This is a genomic window from Actinomadura sp. DC4 (assembly GCF_030406325.1).
GTDB lineage: Bacteria > Actinomycetota > Actinomycetes > Streptosporangiales > Streptosporangiaceae > Actinoallomurus.
Genome location: NZ_JAUEQY010000009.1, coordinates 292583 through 312732 on the forward strand (window position 1 = coordinate 292583; position 20150 = coordinate 312732).

Below are 20150 nucleotides of genomic sequence, written 5' to 3' on the forward strand. Positions count from 1 at the left end.
GCGAGCCGTACGCATGAGCCTCCGGCCCTGGCGGCGCCGGAGGCGGGAACGATGATCGATATATGAGTTCCGAGGATGCGGCGCTCCCAGCCCCGATGGCTCGTGAGGCCGGCGCGGCAAGCCCGGCCGAGGGGCAGGGAGATCATCGGCCCGCCGGTCAGGGCTTGCGGGCGACTCCGCCCAGGAACGCGTAGTGGAGGGGCGCGATCTCGGCGGCGGTCTGCACATGCGGGGCCGCCTCCGGGGACGGGCGCCACTGCAGGAGCGGCACCAGGCCGGGTTCGACGAGCTCCAGGCCGCCGAAGTAGGCGAGGATCTCCTCGCGTGTTCGCCAGCGCCCGGTGCCGAGGCGCTCGTTGAACAGCTTCTCGTCGGCGGTGACCTGCGCGGCCACCGCCGGGTGCGCGGCGCCGGGATTGTGGAAGTGGGAGATGGCGATGTAGCTGCCCGCGGGGAGCCCGGCCAGGAGCCGGGTGGCGATGCCGCGTGGATCCTCGTCGTCGTTCAGATGATGCAGGATCGCGAAGAGCAGCAGGCCGACCGGTTGGTCGAAGTCGATGAGCTGCCGGACCTCGGCGTGGGCCAGGAGCGCTTCCGGCTCGCGGATGTCGCCCTGCACAATGCTGGTGATTCCGTCCTCGGCGAGCATGGCCCGGCCATGTGTGAGAACGATCGGGTCGTGGTCGATGTACACCACGCGCGCCGCCGGAGCGACCGCCTGGGCGATCTGGTGCACGTTCCCCTGCGTGGGCAGGCCGGACCCCAGGTCGATGAACTGCCGGACGCCGGCCTCGCCGGCGAGGTAGCGCACGGCGCGCTGGAGGAACTCCCGGTTGGCGCGGCCCGTCGCCGGCGCGTCCGGGGAGATCTCCAGAGCCATCTCGGCCACCTGCCGGTCGACGGCGAAGTTGTCCTTGCCGCCGAGCAGATAGTCATAAACGCGGGCGACGCTGGGCACCGTCGTATCGACGCCTCGCGGCGCCCGCTCCCTCTCGGTCAAGGCAGTCCTCTCGCGTGTCACCGCAACTGATCCAATCTATGGCCCAGCGCTCGGGAAATCCTCGCAATACGGTCATCCGCCGCGATTGCTGGAGCCGGTCCGTCCGGTCCGGCCAAGCCTGCTTCACCGCGCAAGCCCGGGGACGGGCTCCTGGCAACCGGCGTCCGGGGGAACGCCGGCGTCGGCCCGAGTGCGGCCGGCCGACGAGCCGCACCGACACGGTCACCACGTCGAGGCATCCCGGACCCTCGCACCCGCCGGCGAGCTTCGTCCAGTCCAAGGCTGGGCGGCGACCCCGGGAGAGTTCATCGGCGGCGGCGCGGGCGCCAGTCAGCGCGTTCGTGAGGGGGGTCTCCCGGGGCCGTCAATGCGCGCGTCGGGCCTGCGGCTTCCTGTCTGCGGACGGGACGGTGGCACGGGCGGCGGCCGGCGAGTAGAGGCCCACCACGTGGTGGCCGAAGTCCACCGCCGCCGGTGCCGGCGCGGAGAGGTTCGGCGTGAACCTCGTGCCGGTCGTGGCATCCACCCCAGTACGTGCCGCCCGGGTGTCACGACGGGGATCGGCGTGGCCGCCGGGGCGACGAGGACGATCTGGAAGGCGGACGAGGCGGAGGTCGCGTACGCGGGCGGGGACGCCATGACGCGCCTTCCGCCACGCGACCTCTCAGCCGGTGCGCTCCAGTACGTGGTCGTCGAGGACAAGGACGTCCAGCTCGCTCCGCATGAACGTGGACAGGGCGTCCTCGGGTGAGCTCACGATGGGCTCGCCGGCCAGGTTGAAGGACGTGTTGAGCACGGCCGGCGTGCCGGTGCGGTCGCGGAACGCCTCGATCACCTCGTAGTAGCGCGGCGTCCATTCCCGGCGTACGAACTGCGGCCGCGCGGTGCCGTCGACGTGCACCGTCGCCGGCATCAGCGGGCGTACGCCGTCGCGCACGAGAGTCGCTCCGAGCATGTAGTGGCCTAGGTCGCCGACGTCGTGCGCGAAGACGCGGTCGCGGTCCTCGGCCAGCACGCTGGGCGCGAGCGGCCGCCACAGCTCCCTGCCCTTGACCTGGTTCAACCGGCCGACCATCGCGCGGTGCCGCGGGTCGGCGAGGATGCTCCGGGCGCCCAGCGCCCGCTGCCCGACCTCGGCCCTGCCCTGATACCAGCCCACCAGGCGGCCCGCGGTGAGGTGCTCGGCGACGCAGTCGACCAGGTCGGAGTCGGAGAGCCGCTGGCCGGCCAGCGGCGCGGTCTCCGCGACCTCCGCCACCTGTCCGGAGTAGTCGCGGCCGAGGTAGGCGCCCACCCTGCCGTTCACGGTGGACATGCCGGCCATGCCGCCGTCCTTCGCGGCCAGCAGGGCCGCGCCGGCGGCCACGCCACAGTCGTAGGCGAACGGCGGCACGTAGAGCTCCTCGACCGACGGGTGGCGCGCGAGCTTCCCGTTGGCGGAGCAGTTCATCGCGACCCCACCGGCCAGGACGACGTTGGCGCAGCCCGTCGCCGACACGGCGGCGCTGAACAGGGAGCTCAGCGCGGTCTCCAGGGAGGACTGCACGGAGGCCGCGAAGTCCGCGTACGCCATGATCTCCACACCGTCGCCCTCCCCGTACGGGAAGCACGCGGAGAAGTAGGGCGTGACACTGCGGTTCAGGGCCTCACGCAGTTCCGGCATGGTCCGGTTCGGCACTCGCTCAGCTCCGGCCAGCCGGTAGCCGTCCGAGGTCACCTCGATCGGCATCGCCATCGCCGGAGCGCCGTACGCGGCCAGGCCCATGAACTTGCCGACGTCGGTGGGCCCGAGCCCGGTCCACGACGACGCCTTGCTGTAGTAGCGGCCCAGTGACTCGGCGAGGTCCCACTGGGCCAGCTGCTTGAAGTCGTCGGCCTCGGCGTAGTACGTCGTCGTGGCGGCGTCCTCGCCCCGCCCATCCGTGATGATCACCGTCGCCCGGTCCCAGCCGCTGGTCCAGAACGCGCTGGCGGCGTGCGCCAGATGGTGGCCGTAAAAACGGATCGGGATCTCCTCGGGAACGCCGATGCGCTTCCGGAAGACATCCAGGGGGAAGCCTCGTCCCTCCAGCGCGAAGTATTTCGGCATATCCCAGCCGACGGCGACGCACGAGACGTCGCTCAGCGCGATGCCGGCGTCTTTCAGGCAGGTCATCATGGCGTCACGAGGTGACTCGTTGACCGCGCGCTTGCGGCGGCTGATCCGTTCCTGCTCGACCAGTGAGATTATCTTACCGTCCTTCAGCAATGCCGCCGAGGCGTCATGTGATCCGGTATTGATCCCAACGATATAGGTACTCGACATGGATACTTCTCCTTCGCGCCGAAAAAAGCCTCTCAATAAGGAACACCGCTGTCAAGGTGGACGGATATCGCTATTGCCGTAACGCGTTACGGGGCTGCTGACCTGGCAATACAAGTGCCTCATTGCGATAATTCGTCGCCTGTCAGGCACCTGACAGGCGGTTGCCAGTGAGGTGATAGCGCGGTGTGCTAAAACAAATCGGAACAAGGGGAGGTGAACACAAATGGGTGAGACCACCACGGCCCTCGATGTCGTCGAGGACACGTCGGAATACGACGTGATGCTTCTCCAGTGCGAGTGCTACTAGTAAGACACAGGTAAGTCGGTGTCGTGGTGCCGGCGCTGGCAGACGGCGACGGCACCACGACATTCGACCGTTGCCGCCGAGTGACGTCTGAGGGCCTCATGCTCGTGCGAATCAATCCAGCGGTCCGAGTGATTCCGCCGTCGGAGCTGGTCGGCGATCGCTGGATAGCGGAGAATCTGCTTGAGAAGAAGCGTTACAACCTTCAGGTGCCCGCGGCCGCGGCGCTCACCGCCGCGTTCCGGCCGCGTACGCCGGACGACCTCGCCGGGCGCCTGGCGGACCACGATCCCCAGCGGAGGCCGGCGGCGTACTGGTCGGGTCTGGTCGAGGTGCTGCGCGACCGCGCGCTGATCGTCGAGGCGTCGCGGGCCGCAGGCGACCCCCGGCTCGGCTGGCTGGCCGGGCTCCGTGAGAGCTGGAGCCGGTACGGCTGGGCCGAGGCCGCCGAGTACCACACGCTCGCCTACGACTACCCGTGCGTGGACTACTCCGAGGCGGCGGGCACGTACTTCGACCACGATCGCATGCGCGCCTACCAGGCCGTGGAGCCCGACACCGACCGGTACAAGCTGGACTACGCCGACCGGCCCGGGCTCCCGCTTCCCCCGCCCGGCGAGGAGATGGCGCCCGGGACGGTGCGCACCGTGTGGGGCGACGAGCGGCTCCGGAGCCGGGTCGACGTCGAGGCCCTCTCCCGGGTCCTGTCGCTGTCCTTCGGCGCCACCGGGGTGCGGGTGCCGATCACCGACGCGGCGCCGCTGCTGCGCAGGAGCAGCCCGTCTGGAGGAGGGCGTAACCCCTCCGAGGGATACGTGGTCGTCCGGGACGTCGCCGGCGTCGAGGCGGGCCGCTACCACGTCACGATGCAGCCGTTCGGCCTGCGAAGGCTGGAAGACGGCGGCCCCATCGACGACGAGCAGATCCGCAGGATCTTCCCGGAGACCAGCCGGCGGTTCTCCGGCGACGTTCGGGCGCTGGTCGTCATCACGAGTTTCTTCGAGCGCAACATGTACCGCTATCGCGAGCCGCGCACCTTCCGGACGGTGCACATGGACGCGGGACACATCGCGAGCACGCTGTCGATGTCGGCGCGCGCGCTGGGACTGAGTGCCGGCGTCTACGACCGTGACGCGGCCGCGGACGTCGAACAGGCCCTGGGGATCCGGGGCATGCGGGAGGGCTACCTGCTCACCGTCGCCATCGCCGACGGCGCCGAGCCGGCGGAGCACGCACAGGGAGAACGACCATGACGTCGGCTGCAAGCCCGGGGGCCCGCTGGCCGGCCGGATTCAGGATGAGGCCCGCCGCGGACCCGGAGTCGGCGGAGGTCGAGGTGACCGACGCGGCCACCGGCCGGCGGTTCCACTGGTCTCCCGAGACGCTGTCCGAGCACATCATGCGCGGCGACACCGACCTCGCGACGCTGGACGACGGCGACGAGTGGAAGAACGCCCTCAAGACCTCGGACGAACGCCGTGAGCTCATCCCCGACTGGCGGCACTGGCAGCATCGCCGCTGGCACCCGTCCGACCACTACTACCTCGTCTCACGGCTCGGCGGGCAGGCGCAAGAGGCCGACGTCGACGACTCCATCCGCCTCAGCATGATCGATCTCTTCCTGCTGGCGGACGGGCCGCCGCCGGAGGAGCGGCGCCCGGACGGCCCGGTGCTGTCGCTGGGCACGCCGCCGCCCCTCGGCGAGCAGGAGATCTCCCGGCTGCTCGTGACCCGCCGCAGCGGGCGCTCCTACATCAGGCGGGCGCCCTCGCTGGACAGCCTCTCGGCCCTGCTCTGGTACGGCCTCGCGGAGGTGCGCGCGGGCCGGCGCGACACCGGCCGGCTCGACCCGGCCACCTACCTGGACTGCTACGGCGCCGCCTGGGACTTCTACCTCTGCGTCTACAAGGTCGACGGAGCCGAGCCGGGCGTCTACCGGTACGACGTGCTGAACCACGAGCTGATCGGTGTACGGCCCGGTGACCACCGCGACGCCATGATCGACGTCCTCCAGGGCATGCACTCGCCGGCGACCGCGGCGTGGACCCTCGGGCTGGTCGCCGACTTCCCCCGCTACCAGTGGCGCTACCGGCACGAGCACGGCCTGCGGCGTCTCTACCTCGAGGCGGGCGTCCTCGGCCAGCAGCTCATCGTCCTGGCCATGGCGTACGGCCTGAACACGCTGGTCACGCCCGCGCAGAAGGACCGCGCCTACCTGGCGCTGCACGACCTTCCCGAGGACCGCTTCGCGCCGGTCTACACACTCACGATGGGGCTCTCTCGCGGCAGCGAGGGCGTCGGCTTCGACAACGCCCCGGGCGCCTCGTGACCGCGTCACCGGTGCTCGACGGCTCACGGCTCAGGCGGGCGCTGCTCGCCGTCGAGCGCGACACCGCGCCCAGGCTGTCGCCGGACGGCCGTTCGATCGCGTTCGTGCGGACCGACGACAACGGCCCGGAGCTGTGGATCCGCACCGGCGACGGCGCCGAGCGCCGGCTCGCCGCGCACCACGGGGAGGCGATCCAGGACCTCCGGTGGACGGCCGACGGCTCGACGCTGCTCTACCGGCACGCCCCGCGCGGGCGCGAGTCCTGGAGCCTTTCGGGACTGCGCGGTGCCGCCTTCGAGCCGATCACGATCGCCGCGCGGGGATCGGTCACCGGTTACTGGCCCTCCGGCACGGACCCCGACGCGCTCGCTTACAGCCGGCGCGGCCCGGGGAGCGGTCGCGGGGACCTGTACCGGGCCGACCTCGGCGACCCCGGCGGCGAGCACCGCCGGATCGCGGTGAACCCGGGGTTCCACCGCTGGCTCGTGGACGGCGCGCTCCGGCCGCGCGGCGGTACCCGGCTCGCCGAGGACGGCTCGACGACGATCGTGCTGGGCGGCGACCTCGACACGGGGCGCGACGTGCTCACCGTGCCGGTCGACGCCGTCCCCGACCTGGCCGTGTACGGCTTCAGCCGCGACGGCGATCGTCTCTTTCTCCTGACGGGCGGTGAGACGGGCACGCGACGGCTGGTGGCGGCCGACTCGGGTGACGGCACGACCTCGACGGTCTTCGAGCACCCGGAGCTGGACGTCGGCGGCTACCCGATCGGCAACGACGGCGTGTGGTTCGACCCGGTGACCGGGCGGCCGGACGTCTGCGCGGTCATGGACCAGCGGCTGCGCTACCACGGGCTGACCGAACGGGCGCGCGCCGCCGTCGCGCGCCTCGCCGCCACCGACGAGCACTCCGCGGTCATCATCGACCGGAGCGCGGACGACCGTACCTGGCTGATCGTCTACGTTCACGACGACGGCCCGATCGCCTACCACTCCTACGATCCCGTCACCGGGGCGACCGAGCCGCTGTTCGTCAACCGGCCCGACCTCGCCGGGCACCGGCTGTCACGGCTCGAGGACTTCCGTTTCACCGCGGACGACGGCCGCGAGCTGAGCGGGTACGCGATGCGCCCGCGCGCGGGAACGGCGCCGTTCCCGACGGTCGTACTCGTCCACGGCGGCCCGGCCAGCCGCGACTACTGGCGGTTCCACGCCGACGCGCAGTACCTGGCGTCGCTCGGCTACCTGTCGCTGCACGTCAACTACCGGGGGTCGAAGGGCTCCGGCGGCGAGTTCCGGATGGCGGGCCACGGCGAGTGGGGCGGCCGGATGCAGCGGGACCTGTACGACGCGGTGGCGCACGGCGTGTCGGCGGGGCTGGTGGACCCGGGCCGGGTCGCGTTCTTCGGCGCGTCGTACGGCGGCTACGCCTCACTGCTCGCCGCCTGCACCCGGCCGGATCTCGTGCGTTGCGCGGTCGCCATCAGCCCGCCCTGCGACCTGGTCTCCTTCACCCAGAAGCCGCCGCCGTACTGGCAGCCGCTCGCCGTACTGCTCCGGCGGCAGGTGCTCGGCGACCGTGGCGGCCGGCCGCTGGGGGAGCAGGCGCTCCGCCGCCGGTCACCCCTCCAGTCGCTGGACGCCTCGTGCGCGCCGGTGCTGCTCGCGCACGGCGTACGCGACCCTCGCGTGCCGGTCGCGGAGGTCGACCTGTTCGCGGACCGGGCGCGAGATCTCGGCGTCCCGGTCCGGTACCTGCGGTTCGAGGACGAGGGGCACCACGTGAGGTCCAACGTCAACCGGCGGGCCCTCTTCACCGAAGTCGAGCATTTCCTGGAGGCACACCTTGGCGCCCGCTAGTTCACCCGGCCTGCGGATGCGGTCGCGCTACACGCGCAGCGACCCCAAGGGCCTGTTCCCCCGTCTCACCGGCCTTCCCGAGCTGCCGCACAACCGGCTCGGCGCCTTCTGGCGGCCGATCATCGACATGACCGACAGCGACCTGGCGTCGTCCCGGCTCCGCATGATCCGTCCGGTCGCCTCCTGGCTGGCCGATCCGGCCTCGGCCGAGCCACTGTGGTTCGCGCGGATCAACGTCGCGGGCCTGCGTCACCAGGTGATCCGGCACTCGGGTCTGAACGCGTACGACTGCCAGGAGCCGAAGGACCTGGCCGAGGAGCTGCGCACGCCCGAGTGGGAGACGCTGGTACGGGCCATCGACGGGTTCGAGGACCTGGACTACTACGTCCGTACGATCGTGCTCTTCCAGCTCGCCCAGCTCTCCTACTGCGAGCTGGGGGTACGGCTGGCCGGTGACGTCGAGCCCGACGGCGATCCCGTTCGCGACCGGTACGTCTACCAGGTGGCCCGGCTGCACGCGCGCCTGCCCGGCAGCAGGCCGCTCGCCCTGCGGCTCTTCGAGCGGCTCGCCACGTCGTCCAAGGACTCGCTGCTGGCGCTGCTGTCGTGCTTCCAGGGGATCAGCCACGCGATCCGCAAGGAGGACGACCTCGACCTGGCGTGCCGGTTCGAGCGGTACGGCCACGCGATCACCGGCCTGCCCGGCGACTGGCACACCTACCTGGTCAAGAGCCGCTTCCACCGGGCGCTGGCCCTGCTCCGCCTGAACGAGCGCCGGTTCGGGGAGATGCGCGACGAGCTGGAGACGGCCCTGGACCTCCACGAGAGACTGCGTCCCGAGGTGTCCGGCGAGATCGACACGATGGTCGCGAACGAGAACCGGCGCATCCTGCTGGAGTCGCAGATCAACGCCGCGATCCGGGCCCGCGGTGACGAGTCCGCGACCCAGGTGCGGGCGCTGTGCGAGGAGATCATCGGGCTCGACCCGTACTGCGTGCTGGTCAGGCTCGCCGTAGGTGACGGGCACGCGGCCATCGGCGACCACGCCGAGGCGGCGCGCTGGTTCGAGCGGGCCGGCGAACTGGGCACCGGGGCCGGCGCGATCGGGTGGTTCCGCGCGGGGCAGTGCCACGACTTCCTCGGCGACCGCGGCGCCGCCGTCAACGCCTACGGACGCTGCCTGGAACTCGACGCGACGGCCGTCGAGCCCCGCGAGTATCTGACCACGGGCCGCCGGCCGGGCGATCCGGCATGACCGCGGACGTCGCCTCCGACGCGCGGACGCCGGTCCGCCAGATCGTCGTCCTCGGGCTCCCGTTCCTCCTCGGCGCCTTCTCCTCCTCGATCTCGGGTGTCATCGACACGGCCATGATGGGCCGGTACGGCTCCGCCGAGCTGGCGGCGGTGGCCGGCGCCTCGGCGATCTTCGACGTCCTCTCGGGCGTGGTGCTCGCCTCGGTCGTCGGCCACCAGATCCTGGCGGCGCGGTTCGCCGGCCGCGACGACCCCGCCGGGATACGCCGGTCGCTGCGGTCGTCGGTCCGGTACTGCGGCGGGCTGGCGATCCTGCTCACCCTGCTCTGCCTGTTCGGGGGCGGCTGGCTGACCGGGCTGATCTCGGACGGCCACGGCGACCTCCGCCGGCTCGGCGCGGACTACCTGACCGCCCGGGGCCCGACGCTGCTGCTGCTGGTGCCCTTCAGCCTCCTGGCCGCGACGTTCAACGCCTACAAGCGGCCGCGCTACGCGATGGTGGCGAGCGTCGTGGTCAACGCCGTCAACATCCTGCTCGACTGGTTGTTGATCTACGGGCCCGGCCCGCTGCCGCGGCTCGGCGCGACCGGCAACGGGCTGGCGACCACGATCTCCTGGCTGCTGGGCATCGGCTGCCTGCTGGTGGCGGCCCGGCGCTTCGGCCTGGCGGACCTGCTGCGGCGGCCCGGCTCCGGCGAGGCCGCCGACTTCGAGACCTCGATTCTCCGGCTCGGCTGGCCGGCCGTCGTCTCGATGGGGCTGGACTACGCGAGCAACGCCATCTTCTTCGCCATCATCGGCGGGCTCGGCGAGGCCGCCCTGGGCGGCGGCCGGATCGCCTTCCAGACGATGGTCCTGATCTACGGCGTCGGCACGGCCTTCTCGTCGTCGGCGCGCATCCTCATCGGACGTGCCGCGGGCGCCGGCCGCGTGGAGGACTTTCCCGCCCTCTGGCGGGGCACCCGGCTGGTCCTGCTGCCGCCCGCCCTGGTCCTGACGGTCGCGCTGGTGGCCGCCCCCCGTTCCGCGGCGCTGCTGTTCACCTCGTTTCCCGCCGTGGTGACGGCCGCCGCCAGGGCGATGCCGCTGATCGGCCTCTGCGCCCTGCTGATCGCCTGGACGCTCGGCAACGTGAGCGTGCTCCGCGCGCTCGGCCAGACCCGCTGGGACATGTACGGAAACCTGGTGGCCGCGCTGTGCGTCCAGCTCCCCCTGAGCTGGCTGCTCGCGCGCGTGGCGGGGTTCGGTATCACCGGCGCGTACGTCGGCGTCGTCGGCTACTGGCTCGTCCGCGGCGCGCTGACCGAGATGCTCGCCCGAAGCGGCATCCGGCGCGAGACGCGGCCCGCCGCCGTGGCGGAGGACGACGGCGTCCTGGAGCCCGCCGCCCCGATGCCGGACCCGAGAGCCTGACCCCTCGCATGGAACGACAAAGGAGCCGACTGTGACCGAACACCTCATCGAGGTCCCGCCGCTGTCCGCGAAGGCCCAGGCGATCGCGGACAAGGGCAGATGGGGCCTCTCGTCGGACCGGCAGACGGGCGCGCTGCTGCGGACTCTCGCCGCGAGCAAGCCCGGGGGGCGGATCCTGGAGATCGGCGCCGGCGTGGGCGTCGGCTCCGGCTGGCTGCTGGCCGGCATGGACTCCGCGGCCCGGCTGACGACCCTGGAGCTGTTCCCCGGCCTGGCCAAGGCCTGTGCGTCGGTGCTCGCCGCCGACGGCCGCGCCGAGGTGGTGCACACCGACGCGGTGGACTGGCTCACCGCCTACGCGGGCCCGCCGTTCGACCTGGTCTTCGTCGACACGACCATCCTCAAGTTCGAGCGCCGCGACCTGGTCTTCGCGCACCTGGCCGACGGGGCCCTGTTCGTCGCCGACGACCTGCTGCCGCAGGAGAAGTGGACCGAGGCCCACTATCCGCGCGTCGAGCGGTTCCGTGAGGAGATCATGGCCGAACCGGACCTGGTGCCCACGCTGGTGGACTGGGCCTCCGGGCTCGTCATCGCGAGCCACCGCAAGAGCGAAAGGCCGGGGCCCTGAGCGCGACGGACGGGTTCCGGGTGCGGCAGCGCTACACGCGTAGCGACCCCCGGGGCATGTTCCCGCGGGTCACGGGCCGTCCGGCGCTCCCGTACAACCGGCTCGCGGCCTTCTGGCGGCCGCTCTTCGACCTGACCGACAGCGAGGTCGCGCCGCTGCGGCTGCGGATGATCCGTCCGGTCGCGGCGTGGCTGGCCGACCCGGCGTCGGCGGCGTGGCCGTGGTTCTCGCGGATCGGCCTCCCGGGCCTCCGGCGTCAGGTCGTCCGGCACGCGGGCCTGGACCGGTACGACTGTCATGACCCACGGGATCTGCCCGAGGAGCTTCGCACGCCCGGGTGGACCACGCTGGCCGAGACGGTGGACCGGTTCGCCGAGCTCGACCATCGGGCCCGCACTCTCGTGGTCGTTCAGCTCACCCAGCTCTCCTATCACCCGCTCGCGCTGAAACTGGCCGGGGCCGTACGACCTGACGGCGACCCCGAACGGGACCGGTACGTCTACGAGGTCGCCCGGGTGCACGCCGGGTGTCCCGGCCACGCCGCACGCGCCCTCGCGCTGTTCGAGGACCTGGCCACCTCTTCCGGCGGGGGGCCGGTGGCGCTGGCCGCGTGCTTCCAGGGCATCGGTCACGCGATCCGCGACGCGAACGACCTCGCGCGGGCCCGGCGGTTCGAGGAACGCGGCCACGACCTGGCGAAACCGCCGGACGACTGGCACTCCTGTCTGGTCGGGAGCCGGTTCCACCGGGCGGTCGCCCTGCTCCGGCTGAAAGAGGGCGACACCGGAGCCGCGCGGCGCGCGCTGGCCGTGGCGGCACGCCTCCACGACGACCTGGCGGTCTCGCCGCCGACCGACGCGGACGAGATGATCGTTCGCGAGAACCGGCGCTACCTCCTCGAACTGGAGCTGGCCGCCGAGACGCGCGGCGTGCCGGGTCCGCGGACCCGCTCGCTCTGCCGCGAGCTGCTCCGGCTCGACCCGTACTGCGTGCACGCGCGCCTGCTCGCGGGAGACGGGTTCGCGGCCGCCGGGGACCACGCCGAGGCGGCGCTCTGGTACTCGCGCGCCGGTGAGCTCGGCACCGGAGCGGGCGCGACCGGCTGGTTCCGCGCCGCGCAGTGTCACGACCTCCTCGGCGATCGCGCCGGCGCCGTCAACGCCATGGGGCGCTGCCTCGAACTCGACGCGACGGCCGTCGAGGCCCGCGACTACCTGACCGGCTGACCCCGCCCGGCCGCGCGCGCCGTCTCCAACGTCGCCCCGGCCAAGGCGTCGCTTCGAAGAATCTGCAAATGCCGGGGCTTCTCAGGCGCGCCCGCCCAAGATGGCGATGGGCCGCCGGACCGGCGGTGGGCCCGCCGAGGCGAGGAGCGTGGCGGATGGATGAGCCCGTTGGGTGATCCCGGCCTCGCCGCGCGAGCCGGGTGCGGCCGGCGCTTCGAGTTCGGGCTCCTAGGTCCGCTCACGGTGACGTACGACGGGGCTCCCGTTCAGGTCAAGGCGGCCAGGCAGCGGGCGCTCCTCGCGTCGCTGCTGGTCGACGCCAACCAGATCGTGCCCGCCGACGAGCTGATCGCCCGCGTGTGGCGGACCGGCTCCACCGAGAACGCGCGGGCCAATCTGCACACCTACGTCATGCGGCTGCGCCGTGTGCTCGCGGGCGGCGGTGCGCCCGTCCCCATCATGACCAGGCCTGAGGGATACCTCATCGAGGTGCCGGACGACGCGCTGGACCTGTACCGGTTCGACGTGCTGGTGGACGAGGCGAAGACCGCCGAGCCGGCGCGGGCGTCCGCCCTGCTGGACGAGGCACTGACGCTCTGGTCCGGCGCACCGCTGTCCGACGTCTCGTCGGAGTTCCTGCACCGTGAGATCGTGCCCGGCCTGGCCGAGCGGCGGCCGCTGGCGCTGGAGGCGTACGTGGACGCGGAGCTGGCGCTCGGCCGCCACCACGACCTGCTCGTCAGGCTGCGGGACCTGACCGCCCGGCACCCGCTGCGGGAACGGTTCTGGACGCAGCGGATGATCGCTCTGTACCGCTGTGGACGGCAGGCCGAGGCGTTGGAGTGCTTCCGTACGGTCGGCGCGCTGCTGGCCGAGGAACTGGGCGTCGAGCCCGGCGCCGAGCTCCAGGAACTGCACCAGGCGATCCTGGCCGGGGATCCACGCCTCGCGACGCCGGCTCCGAGAGTCCGGTTCCGGCGTGACGACCTGCCGGGCGAGGTTCCCGGCTTCACCGGACGCTGGGCCGAGACGCGGCGCCTCGTCACCGCTATCGACGAGGCCGGACCCGACGCGGCCGTGGTCGTCCTGGCGATCGACGGGATGGCCGGGGTCGGCAAGACCGCGCTCGCCGTACGCCTGGCCCATCGGTTCGCCGGCCGCCACCCCGACGCACGGCTCTTTCTCGACCTGCACGGCCACACCGCCGGTCGCGAGCCCGTCGACCCCGCCGAGGCGCTCGACGTCCTGCTGCGCGCCGTCGGCGTGCCCGGCGAGCGCATCCCGGAGCGCGCGGAGGAGCGGGCCGCGATGTGGCGGGACGAACTCGCCGGCCGGCGGGCGCTGATCGTCCTCGACAACGCCGCCGGTGCCGCGCAGGTACGGCCGCTCCTGCCCGGGGGCGGCGGCTGCCTGGTGCTGGTCACGAGCCGGCGTCGGCTCGCCGATCTGGACGCGTCGGAGACGCTGTCCCTCGACGTCCTGCCGCCCGGGGACGCCACGACGCTGTTCGCCGGGCTGGTCGGGGAGGCGCGGGCGGACGCGGAGACGGACGCGGTCGCCGACGTGGCCGAGGCGTGCGGGTACCTTCCGCCGGCCATCCGCGCCGCCGCCGGGCGGCTGCGCGGCCGCCCGGCGTGGACCATCGGCCACCTGGCCCGGCGGCTGCGCGAGCATCGGCCGCGGCTCGACGCGTTGACGCCGTCGTACGAACACCTGACGCCGGACGGGCGGGACCTGTTCCGCCTGCTGGGCGTGCTTCCCGGCGCGGGCGTCGACGCCTGCCTCGCCGCCGCGGTGGCCGGGATCGGTCTCGACCGGGCCGACCGGCTGCTCGAAAATCTCGTCGACGTGCACCTGCTCGAGCAGCCCGCACCCGGCCGCTACCGCCTGCACGACCTGGTCCGCGGCTTCGCCTGCGCGACGGCGCGCGCGACCCTGCCGGACGCGTCGCGGCGGGAGGCGGCCGGGCGGATGCTCGACTACTACCTCCACGTCGCAGGCCTCGCCGACCGGCACTTCGGCGCCGGCCGTCCCACACCGGCGCGCCCGCCCGCTCACGTGCCGCCCATCGCGGACCAATCCGCGGCGCTGGCATGGTGCGACGAGGAGTACGCGAACCTCGTCGGGGCGGTCGCGTACGCGGCGGCGCACGGCTGGGACGAGCACGCCTGGCGACTGCCGCACTCGCTGTGGCGGTTCTTCTCCATCCGTCACCACGTCGAGGACTGGATCGCCACCCACCGGCTCGCGCTGGCCGCCGCGGACCGGCGGGGTGACCGTACCGCCCAGGCCAGGACGCTGAGCTCGCTCGCCGTCGCGTACCTGCGGGTCGGCCGCCACGACGACGCGGCCGGCCATCTCCGGCGCGCCCTGGCCCACTTCCGCGAGGCCGGCGACCGCTGGGGCGAGGCCGAGTGCCGGAGCCACCTCGGCCACGTCCTCGGGCGGCTGGGCCGCCACGACGAGGCCGCCGGCCTCATCCACCGGTCCCTCGCCTACTTCCGTGAGGCCGGTGACGGCTGGGGTGAGGCGGGGGCGCTCAACGAGCTCGGCGCGGTCCTCCGGGAGCTGGGCCGCCACGACGAGGCCGCCGGCCTCCATCGCCGGGCGGTCGTCCGCACCCGTGAGATCGGCGACCGCTGGGGCGAGGCCCGATCGCTCGGCGGCCTCGGCGCCGCCGTCGCCGGACTGGGCCGGTACGACGAGGCCGCCGGCCACCACCGCCACGCCCTCGCTCTCTTCCGCGCGATCGGCAACGCCTGGTACGAGGCCCGCAGCCTGGACGACCTCGCCGCCGCCTACCGCGGCCGCGGCGACCACGAACGCGCGGTGACCCTTCATCGGGAGGCCCTGGCCCTGATCCGTACCCTGGGCGACCGCGACGCCGAGAACGTCATCCTCGCCGGCCTGGCCGAGACCAGCCGCCGCGCGGCGCGGCACGTCCGCGGTGCCGCCGCGGATCCGTCCCACGGCGTGGTGCCCTGCTGAGCTCGTCACCGCGACGCCGGGCTCGCGCGGGTAGCCGCGAAAATGACCCACCGGAGGAGCGGGAGATGCGCGTCGAGTTCGGAGTATTGGGGGAGATCTGCGCCCGGGTGGACGGCCAGGCGGTCGACTTGGGCCCGCAGCGGCAGCGATGCGTGCTCGGGGTGCTCCTCGCCGATGTCAACCGGCCCGTCTCCGCCGACCAGCTCGTCGACCGCGTCTGGGGAGCGGATGCGCCGCAGCGGGCCGCGGAGACGCTGCGCAGTTACCTGTCCCGGCTGCGCGTCGCGGTGCCGGCCGCCGGGGAGTGGGGCATCCGGCGCCGCTCCGGCGGCTATCTCCTCGAGATCGACGAGGCGGCGGTGGACCTGCACCGGTTCCGCCGTCTGGCGGACCGGGCGCGCGCCGGCGAGGACGCCACCGCCGCGGTGGCGCTGTACGAGCAGGCGCTGGGACTGTGGCGGGGCGACGCGTTCGCCGACCTGGGCATCCCCTGGCTGACCGGCCTGCGCCACATGCTCCAGGCCGAGCGTTTCGCGGTGCAGCTGGACTGCCACGACGTCCGGCTACGGCGTGGTGAGGCGGCGACGCTGCTCGCCGGCCTCACGGCGCTGGCCGCCGTACAGCCTCTGGACGAACGGCTGGCCGGGCAGCTCGTGCTCGCCCTCTATCGCAGCGGCCGCCAGGCCGACGCCCTGGAGCACTACGAGCGGATGCGGCGGCGGCTGGCCGACGATCTGGGCGCCGATCCGGGCCCGGCCCTCCAGCGGCTCCACCGCCAGATCCTCACCGGCGACCCCGCGCTCACCGAGACCGCCGCGCCATCCGTCCACGTGACCACGGCGCCGCCGGTCCTGCGGCAGCTTCCGGCGCCGCCGCCCTTCTTCACCGGCCGGTCCCGGGAGCTGGCCGCCCTCGACCGGGCGCTGGACACACGAGGCGAGGCGGGGAGGACGGTGGTGATCTCCGCGATCGGCGGTGGCGGCGGCATGGGCAAGACCTGGCTCGCCCTGCACTGGGCCCACCGGAACATCGCAGAGTTCCCGGACGGGCAACTGCACGTCAACCTGCGCGGCTTCGACCCATCGGGCTCGCCGATGCCGCCGGAGGTGGCCGTACGCACCTTCCTCGACGCCCTCGCCGTGGCCCCGTCGGGCATTCCCGCGGAGCTGGACGCGCAGGCCGCGCTGTACCGCGGTCTGGTGGCCGACCGGCGGATGCTCATCGTGCTGGACAACGCCCGCGACACCGCGCAGATCGCTCCCCTGCTGCCGGGCGGATCCTCGTGCACCGTTCTGGTCACCAGCCGCCACCAGCTCACCGGTCTGGTGACCGGCCACGGCGCGCATCCGATCACCCTGGACGTCCTGGAGCCCGCCGAGGCGCAGCAGGTGCTCACCCGCCACCTGGGCACCGGCAGGGTCGGGGCCGAGCCCGAGGCGGTGGCCGAGCTGCTGGATCACGCCGCCGGGCTGCCGCTCGCGCTCGGCATCATCGCGGCCCGCGCGGCCATGCGCCCCGGCCTCCCCCTCAGCGTCCTCACCAAGGAACTGGGCCGGGACTACGCCCGGCTGGACTCCCTGGACGCCGGGGAGGCCACCGCCAACCTCAGGGCGGTGTTCTCCTGGTCCTATCGCACGCTGACCTCACAGGCGGCCCGGCTGTTCCGGCTTCTGGGGATCCACCCCGGTCCCGACATCGCCGAGCCCAGTGCGGCCAGCCTGGCCGGTCTCACCCTCACCCAGGTGCGCCCGCTGCTGGCCGAGCTGGCCCGCGCGCATCTCATCACCGAGCACAGCGCCGGGCGGTACGCCTTCCACGACCTGCTGCGCGCCTACGCCACCGAACAGGCCCACAGCCTCGACACCCCGGACGAGCGGCGTACGGCACTGCACCGTGTGCTGGACCACTACGTGCACACCGCGCACACCGCCGCACTGCTGCTCTACCCACACCGCCATCCGATCACCCCGTCCACGCCCCGCGAGGGGGTCACCCCCACCGGACTGGCCGACCACCAGCAGGCGATGGCCTGGTTCACCGACCAGCACGCGGTGCTGGTCGCGGCCGTCCACGAGGCCGCCGACCTCGGGTTCGCCACCCACGCCTGGCAGCTGGCCTGGGCGCTGGTGACCTACTTCGACCAGCAGGGGCACTGGCGCGACCTCCTCTCCACGCAGAGTGCCGCCCTCGACGTGACCCGGCGGGAGGGGGACCGGCTCGGGCAGGCCCACGCCCACTCCGGCCTGGTGCGGGCCTGCACGCGGCTCGGCCGCCATGACGACGCCCGCGCGAGCCTCGACCGCGCGCTCGCCCTGTTCACCGAGCTCGGGGACCGGATCGGCCAGGCCAACACCCACCGCGGCCTCGGCTGGCTGCTCGAAGCGCACGACCGCCACGGCGAGGCCCTCGGCCACGCCCGGCAGGCCCACGACCTGTACCGGGAGGCCGGTCACCGAGCCGGGCTCGCCCACGCCCTCAACGCGATCGGGTGGTACCACAGCCTCCTCGGCGACCACCGCCAGGCCCTCGTCCACTGCGAGCGGGCCCTCGAACTGCACCAGGAACTCGATCACCGGCAGGGGCAGGCCGCCACCTGGGACACCATGGGCCACGCCCACCACCATCTCGGCGACCACGCGAAGGCCGCGGACTGTTACCAGCACGCCCTGAGACTGTTCCGCGAGGTCGCCGACCGCTACAACGAGGCCGACACGCTCATCCGCCTGGGCGACACCCACCACGCCGTCGGCGACCGCCGCGCGGCCGGCGACGCCTGGGAGCGCGCCCTGGAGGTCCTGGACGAGCTCGGCCACGCCGGCGCCGACCAGGTCCGGGGCAGGCTCAAGCGGCTGCGGAGGACCTGAGCGGCAGCGGCCCGGCCAGCGGATTCCACGAATCCGCAGCGTTTCTGCAACGCCGCCGAAGCAGCCTGGTCCCTGCCATCCGTTCCAGGGAGGGAGGGTGAAATGGACGAGCTGCGCAATGGCGTCGAGCTGCCGGAAAGCGAGGAGGCACTCCTCGCCGACTTCGGTGTGCTGGTCGCGGCCGAGTACGACTACTCGCTCGGCGGCTGATCGGACCCTTACTGCCGTGGGCGGAGCTCATCGGCCCGCCTCCGTCGCCGGAGGCGACCTGTTCCGGGTCGCCTCCGGCGGCCCGCCCGGTCGTTTCGCCGCGCCGGCGCGTTCATGAAGGCCCGTTGTCCCGAGCGATGCCCTGACAAGGTGGTTCCGATCTCGTGAGTGAGTCGCGCGAAGACTGCGATGTGCTGGTGGTCGGTGGCGGTCCGGCCGGAAGCTGTGCCGCGGGCCTGCTCGCCAGCCGCGGTGTCTCGGTCACGCTCATCGAGGGAGCGAGGTTTCCGCGGAGCCACATCGGCGAGTCGCTCCTCGCCATGTCGATGCCCTATCTGCGCAGCTGGGGCGTGGGCGACATCGTCGACGGCGCCGGCTTCGTTCTCAAGTCCGGTGCCATCTTCCGGTGGGGCGGGCAGAAGAACGAGATGCGGCTGGGCATGCCGCATCCCGGTTATGCCTATCAGGTGTCGCGGGACGAATTCGACGACCTGCTGCTGCGGCGCGCGGAAGCGGCCGGCGTGCGGGTGGAACGGGAGACCTGGGCCCGCGAGCTGTCCTGTGACGGTGCGGGCGACGTCGACGGGGTCCTCACCCAAGAAGGCACTCTCAAGAGACGGCTGCGGGCGAAGTACGTCATCGACGCCAGCGGGCTGTTCCAGTTCGTACCCCGTTCGCTCGGGCTTCCGTCGGCGGACGACGGTCATCAGCGTGTCGCCGTGGGCGCCTACTACGAGGGCGCCGGAAGAACAGCGGGCGACCGCCGCAACGACATCATCACCGAGGCCGCCGACGACAGCTGGCTGTGGTTCATCCCGCTGAGCGATGAGATCACCAGCGTCGGCATGGTCACCGACGCCGACCTGGTCGAGCACCGTCATCCGCAGAAGTCGATCGACCAGGCGATCGGGGAGACCCACCTGATCAGGGGACTTCTGGAGACGTCGCGGCCGGCCCGCCGGGGCCGCCTGCTGCGGTACACGAACCACGTCGTCACCGCCCCGATGTGGGACCGGGGCTATGTGCTGGTCGGTGACAGCGCCATGTTCGTCGATCCCCTGTTCTCGACCGGGGTGCACGGCGCCCTGCTGTCCGCCTCCCATGCGGCCGCCGCGCTGGTGTCGGTCCTCGCGGGTGACGTCCCGGACGAGCAGGCGGCCCATTGGTATGACCGGGAGATGCGCCGGCACTACGAGCGCGTCAACGAGACGGTGCGGGTTCTGTACGGAGTGCACCCGGGCAAGGGGCGGTTCTGGGCCCGGCGCGATCTCACCGGCCTCGACGACGAGGGCGCGGAGGCGATCTGCCGGCGGCTCGGGGCGGTGGGCGCCAAGTTCTTCCTGGACGCCCACCGCGACGAGGGGCTGCGGATGCCGGAGACACTGACCGGCCGGCTCTCGGAGTTCCATGTCGACATCGGCATCGCCCGGTGCCGGGAGTCCGCCGTTCCGAGTCTGGCCGACGAGGTGAGCCGGACCGGGGAACTGGCCTACAAGGACGGCACCGTGGCACCGGGCGTCGTCCTGTCCCACGCGCGGAACCGCACCGTCCGGCCCGCCTACCAGGACGGAAGCCTGATCGCCGGAGTCTGCCGGGCGGTGGATGGCAGAACGACCGTCGGCCAGATCGCGCGACGGCTGAGTACGCGGCCGGCGGACCACGCCGTGTGCGCCTCGGCGATCGGGACGCTTCAGCGAGCCGGACTGATCAGGGCGTGACCCAGAGCCTCCGGCGAACCGGCCGAAACCGACCCAGTGAACGAGCGAGGCG

General features: G+C 72.7%; 12 protein-coding genes. 10 read left to right on the top strand and 2 right to left on the bottom strand.

All coding sequences use genetic code 11. From position 1 onward, the window contains the following. Positions 1 to 157: 157 nt before the first annotated feature. Positions 158 to 1000 carry an SAM-dependent methyltransferase gene (locus QWU11_RS17785; RefSeq protein WP_290111176.1) on the bottom strand — a complete coding sequence of 281 codons (843 nt, stop codon included), beginning with the start codon at positions 998 to 1000 and terminating at the stop codon, positions 158 to 160. Between the two features lie 664 nt (positions 1001 to 1664). Beyond that, complete coding sequence (locus QWU11_RS17790; RefSeq protein WP_290111188.1) at positions 1665 to 3305, bottom strand: carbamoyltransferase C-terminal domain-containing protein; 1641 nt, start codon at positions 3303 to 3305, stop codon at positions 1665 to 1667. A gap of 435 nt (positions 3306 to 3740) precedes the next feature. Between QWU11_RS17790 and QWU11_RS17795 the strand changes: the two genes are divergently transcribed. The 10 genes from QWU11_RS17795 (at position 3741) to QWU11_RS17840 (ending at position 20098) form a co-directional block, all read left to right on the top strand. After that, on the top strand, positions 3741 to 4862 hold the full coding sequence (locus QWU11_RS17795; protein WP_290111200.1) for a SagB/ThcOx family dehydrogenase: 1122 nt from the start codon (positions 3741 to 3743) through the stop codon (positions 4860 to 4862). 44 nt (positions 4863 to 4906) lie between these two features. Further along, positions 4907 to 5938, top strand: a complete 1032-nt coding sequence (locus tag QWU11_RS17800; protein ID WP_290111208.1) for a SagB/ThcOx family dehydrogenase — start codon at positions 4907 to 4909, stop codon at positions 5936 to 5938. Next, positions 5935 to 7797 (top strand): alpha/beta fold hydrolase, encoded by a 1863-nt coding sequence (locus tag QWU11_RS17805; protein WP_290111222.1) that lies wholly within the window; start codon positions 5935 to 5937, stop codon positions 7795 to 7797. The genes QWU11_RS17800 and QWU11_RS17805 overlap by 4 nt, the downstream gene beginning before the upstream one ends. Next, on the top strand, positions 7784 to 9052 hold the full coding sequence (locus QWU11_RS17810; protein ID WP_290111225.1) for a hypothetical protein: 1269 nt from the start codon (positions 7784 to 7786) through the stop codon (positions 9050 to 9052). The genes QWU11_RS17805 and QWU11_RS17810 overlap by 14 nt, the downstream gene beginning before the upstream one ends. Next, a complete protein-coding gene (locus tag QWU11_RS17815) occupies positions 9049 to 10464 on the top strand; it encodes an MATE family efflux transporter (RefSeq protein WP_290111242.1) in 1416 nt (471 codons plus the stop codon). The genes QWU11_RS17810 and QWU11_RS17815 overlap by 4 nt, the downstream gene beginning before the upstream one ends. A gap of 31 nt (positions 10465 to 10495) precedes the next feature. Beyond that, positions 10496 to 11092, top strand: a complete 597-nt coding sequence (locus tag QWU11_RS17820) for a class I SAM-dependent methyltransferase (protein WP_290111254.1) — start codon at positions 10496 to 10498, stop codon at positions 11090 to 11092. A 56-nt stretch (positions 11093 to 11148) separates the two neighbouring features. After that, entirely contained in the window at positions 11149 to 12318 is a 1170-nt protein-coding gene (locus tag QWU11_RS17825) for a hypothetical protein (RefSeq protein ID WP_290111265.1), read from the top strand. Positions 12319 to 12477: 159 nt separating this feature from the next. Continuing rightward, a complete protein-coding gene (locus QWU11_RS17830; RefSeq protein ID WP_290111269.1) occupies positions 12478 to 15306 on the top strand; it encodes a BTAD domain-containing putative transcriptional regulator in 2829 nt (942 codons plus the stop codon). Between the two features lie 65 nt (positions 15307 to 15371). After that, a complete protein-coding gene (locus QWU11_RS17835) occupies positions 15372 to 18170 on the top strand; it encodes a BTAD domain-containing putative transcriptional regulator (protein WP_290111275.1) in 2799 nt (932 codons plus the stop codon). Between the two features lie 374 nt (positions 18171 to 18544). Continuing rightward, positions 18545 to 20098: an NAD(P)/FAD-dependent oxidoreductase gene (locus tag QWU11_RS17840; RefSeq protein ID WP_290111283.1), complete on the top strand. Its 1554-nt coding sequence runs from the start codon at positions 18545 to 18547 to the stop codon at positions 20096 to 20098. Positions 20099 to 20150: the final 52 nt, after the last annotated feature.

Coding starts and splice junctions, on each gene's coding strand:
- QWU11_RS17790 (WP_290111188.1), bottom strand. CDS start 3,305: ATGTCGAGTACCTATATCGTTGGGATCAATACCGGATCACATGACGCC.
- QWU11_RS17830 (WP_290111269.1), top strand. CDS start 12,478: ATGAGCCCGTTGGGTGATCCCGGCCTCGCCGCGCGAGCCGGGTGCGGC.
- QWU11_RS17835 (WP_290111275.1), top strand. CDS start 15,372: ATGCGCGTCGAGTTCGGAGTATTGGGGGAGATCTGCGCCCGGGTGGAC.
- QWU11_RS17800 (WP_290111208.1), top strand. CDS start 4,907: ATGAGGCCCGCCGCGGACCCGGAGTCGGCGGAGGTCGAGGTGACCGAC.
- QWU11_RS17815 (WP_290111242.1), top strand. CDS start 9,049: ATGACCGCGGACGTCGCCTCCGACGCGCGGACGCCGGTCCGCCAGATC.
- QWU11_RS17825 (WP_290111265.1), top strand. CDS start 11,149: ATGTTCCCGCGGGTCACGGGCCGTCCGGCGCTCCCGTACAACCGGCTC.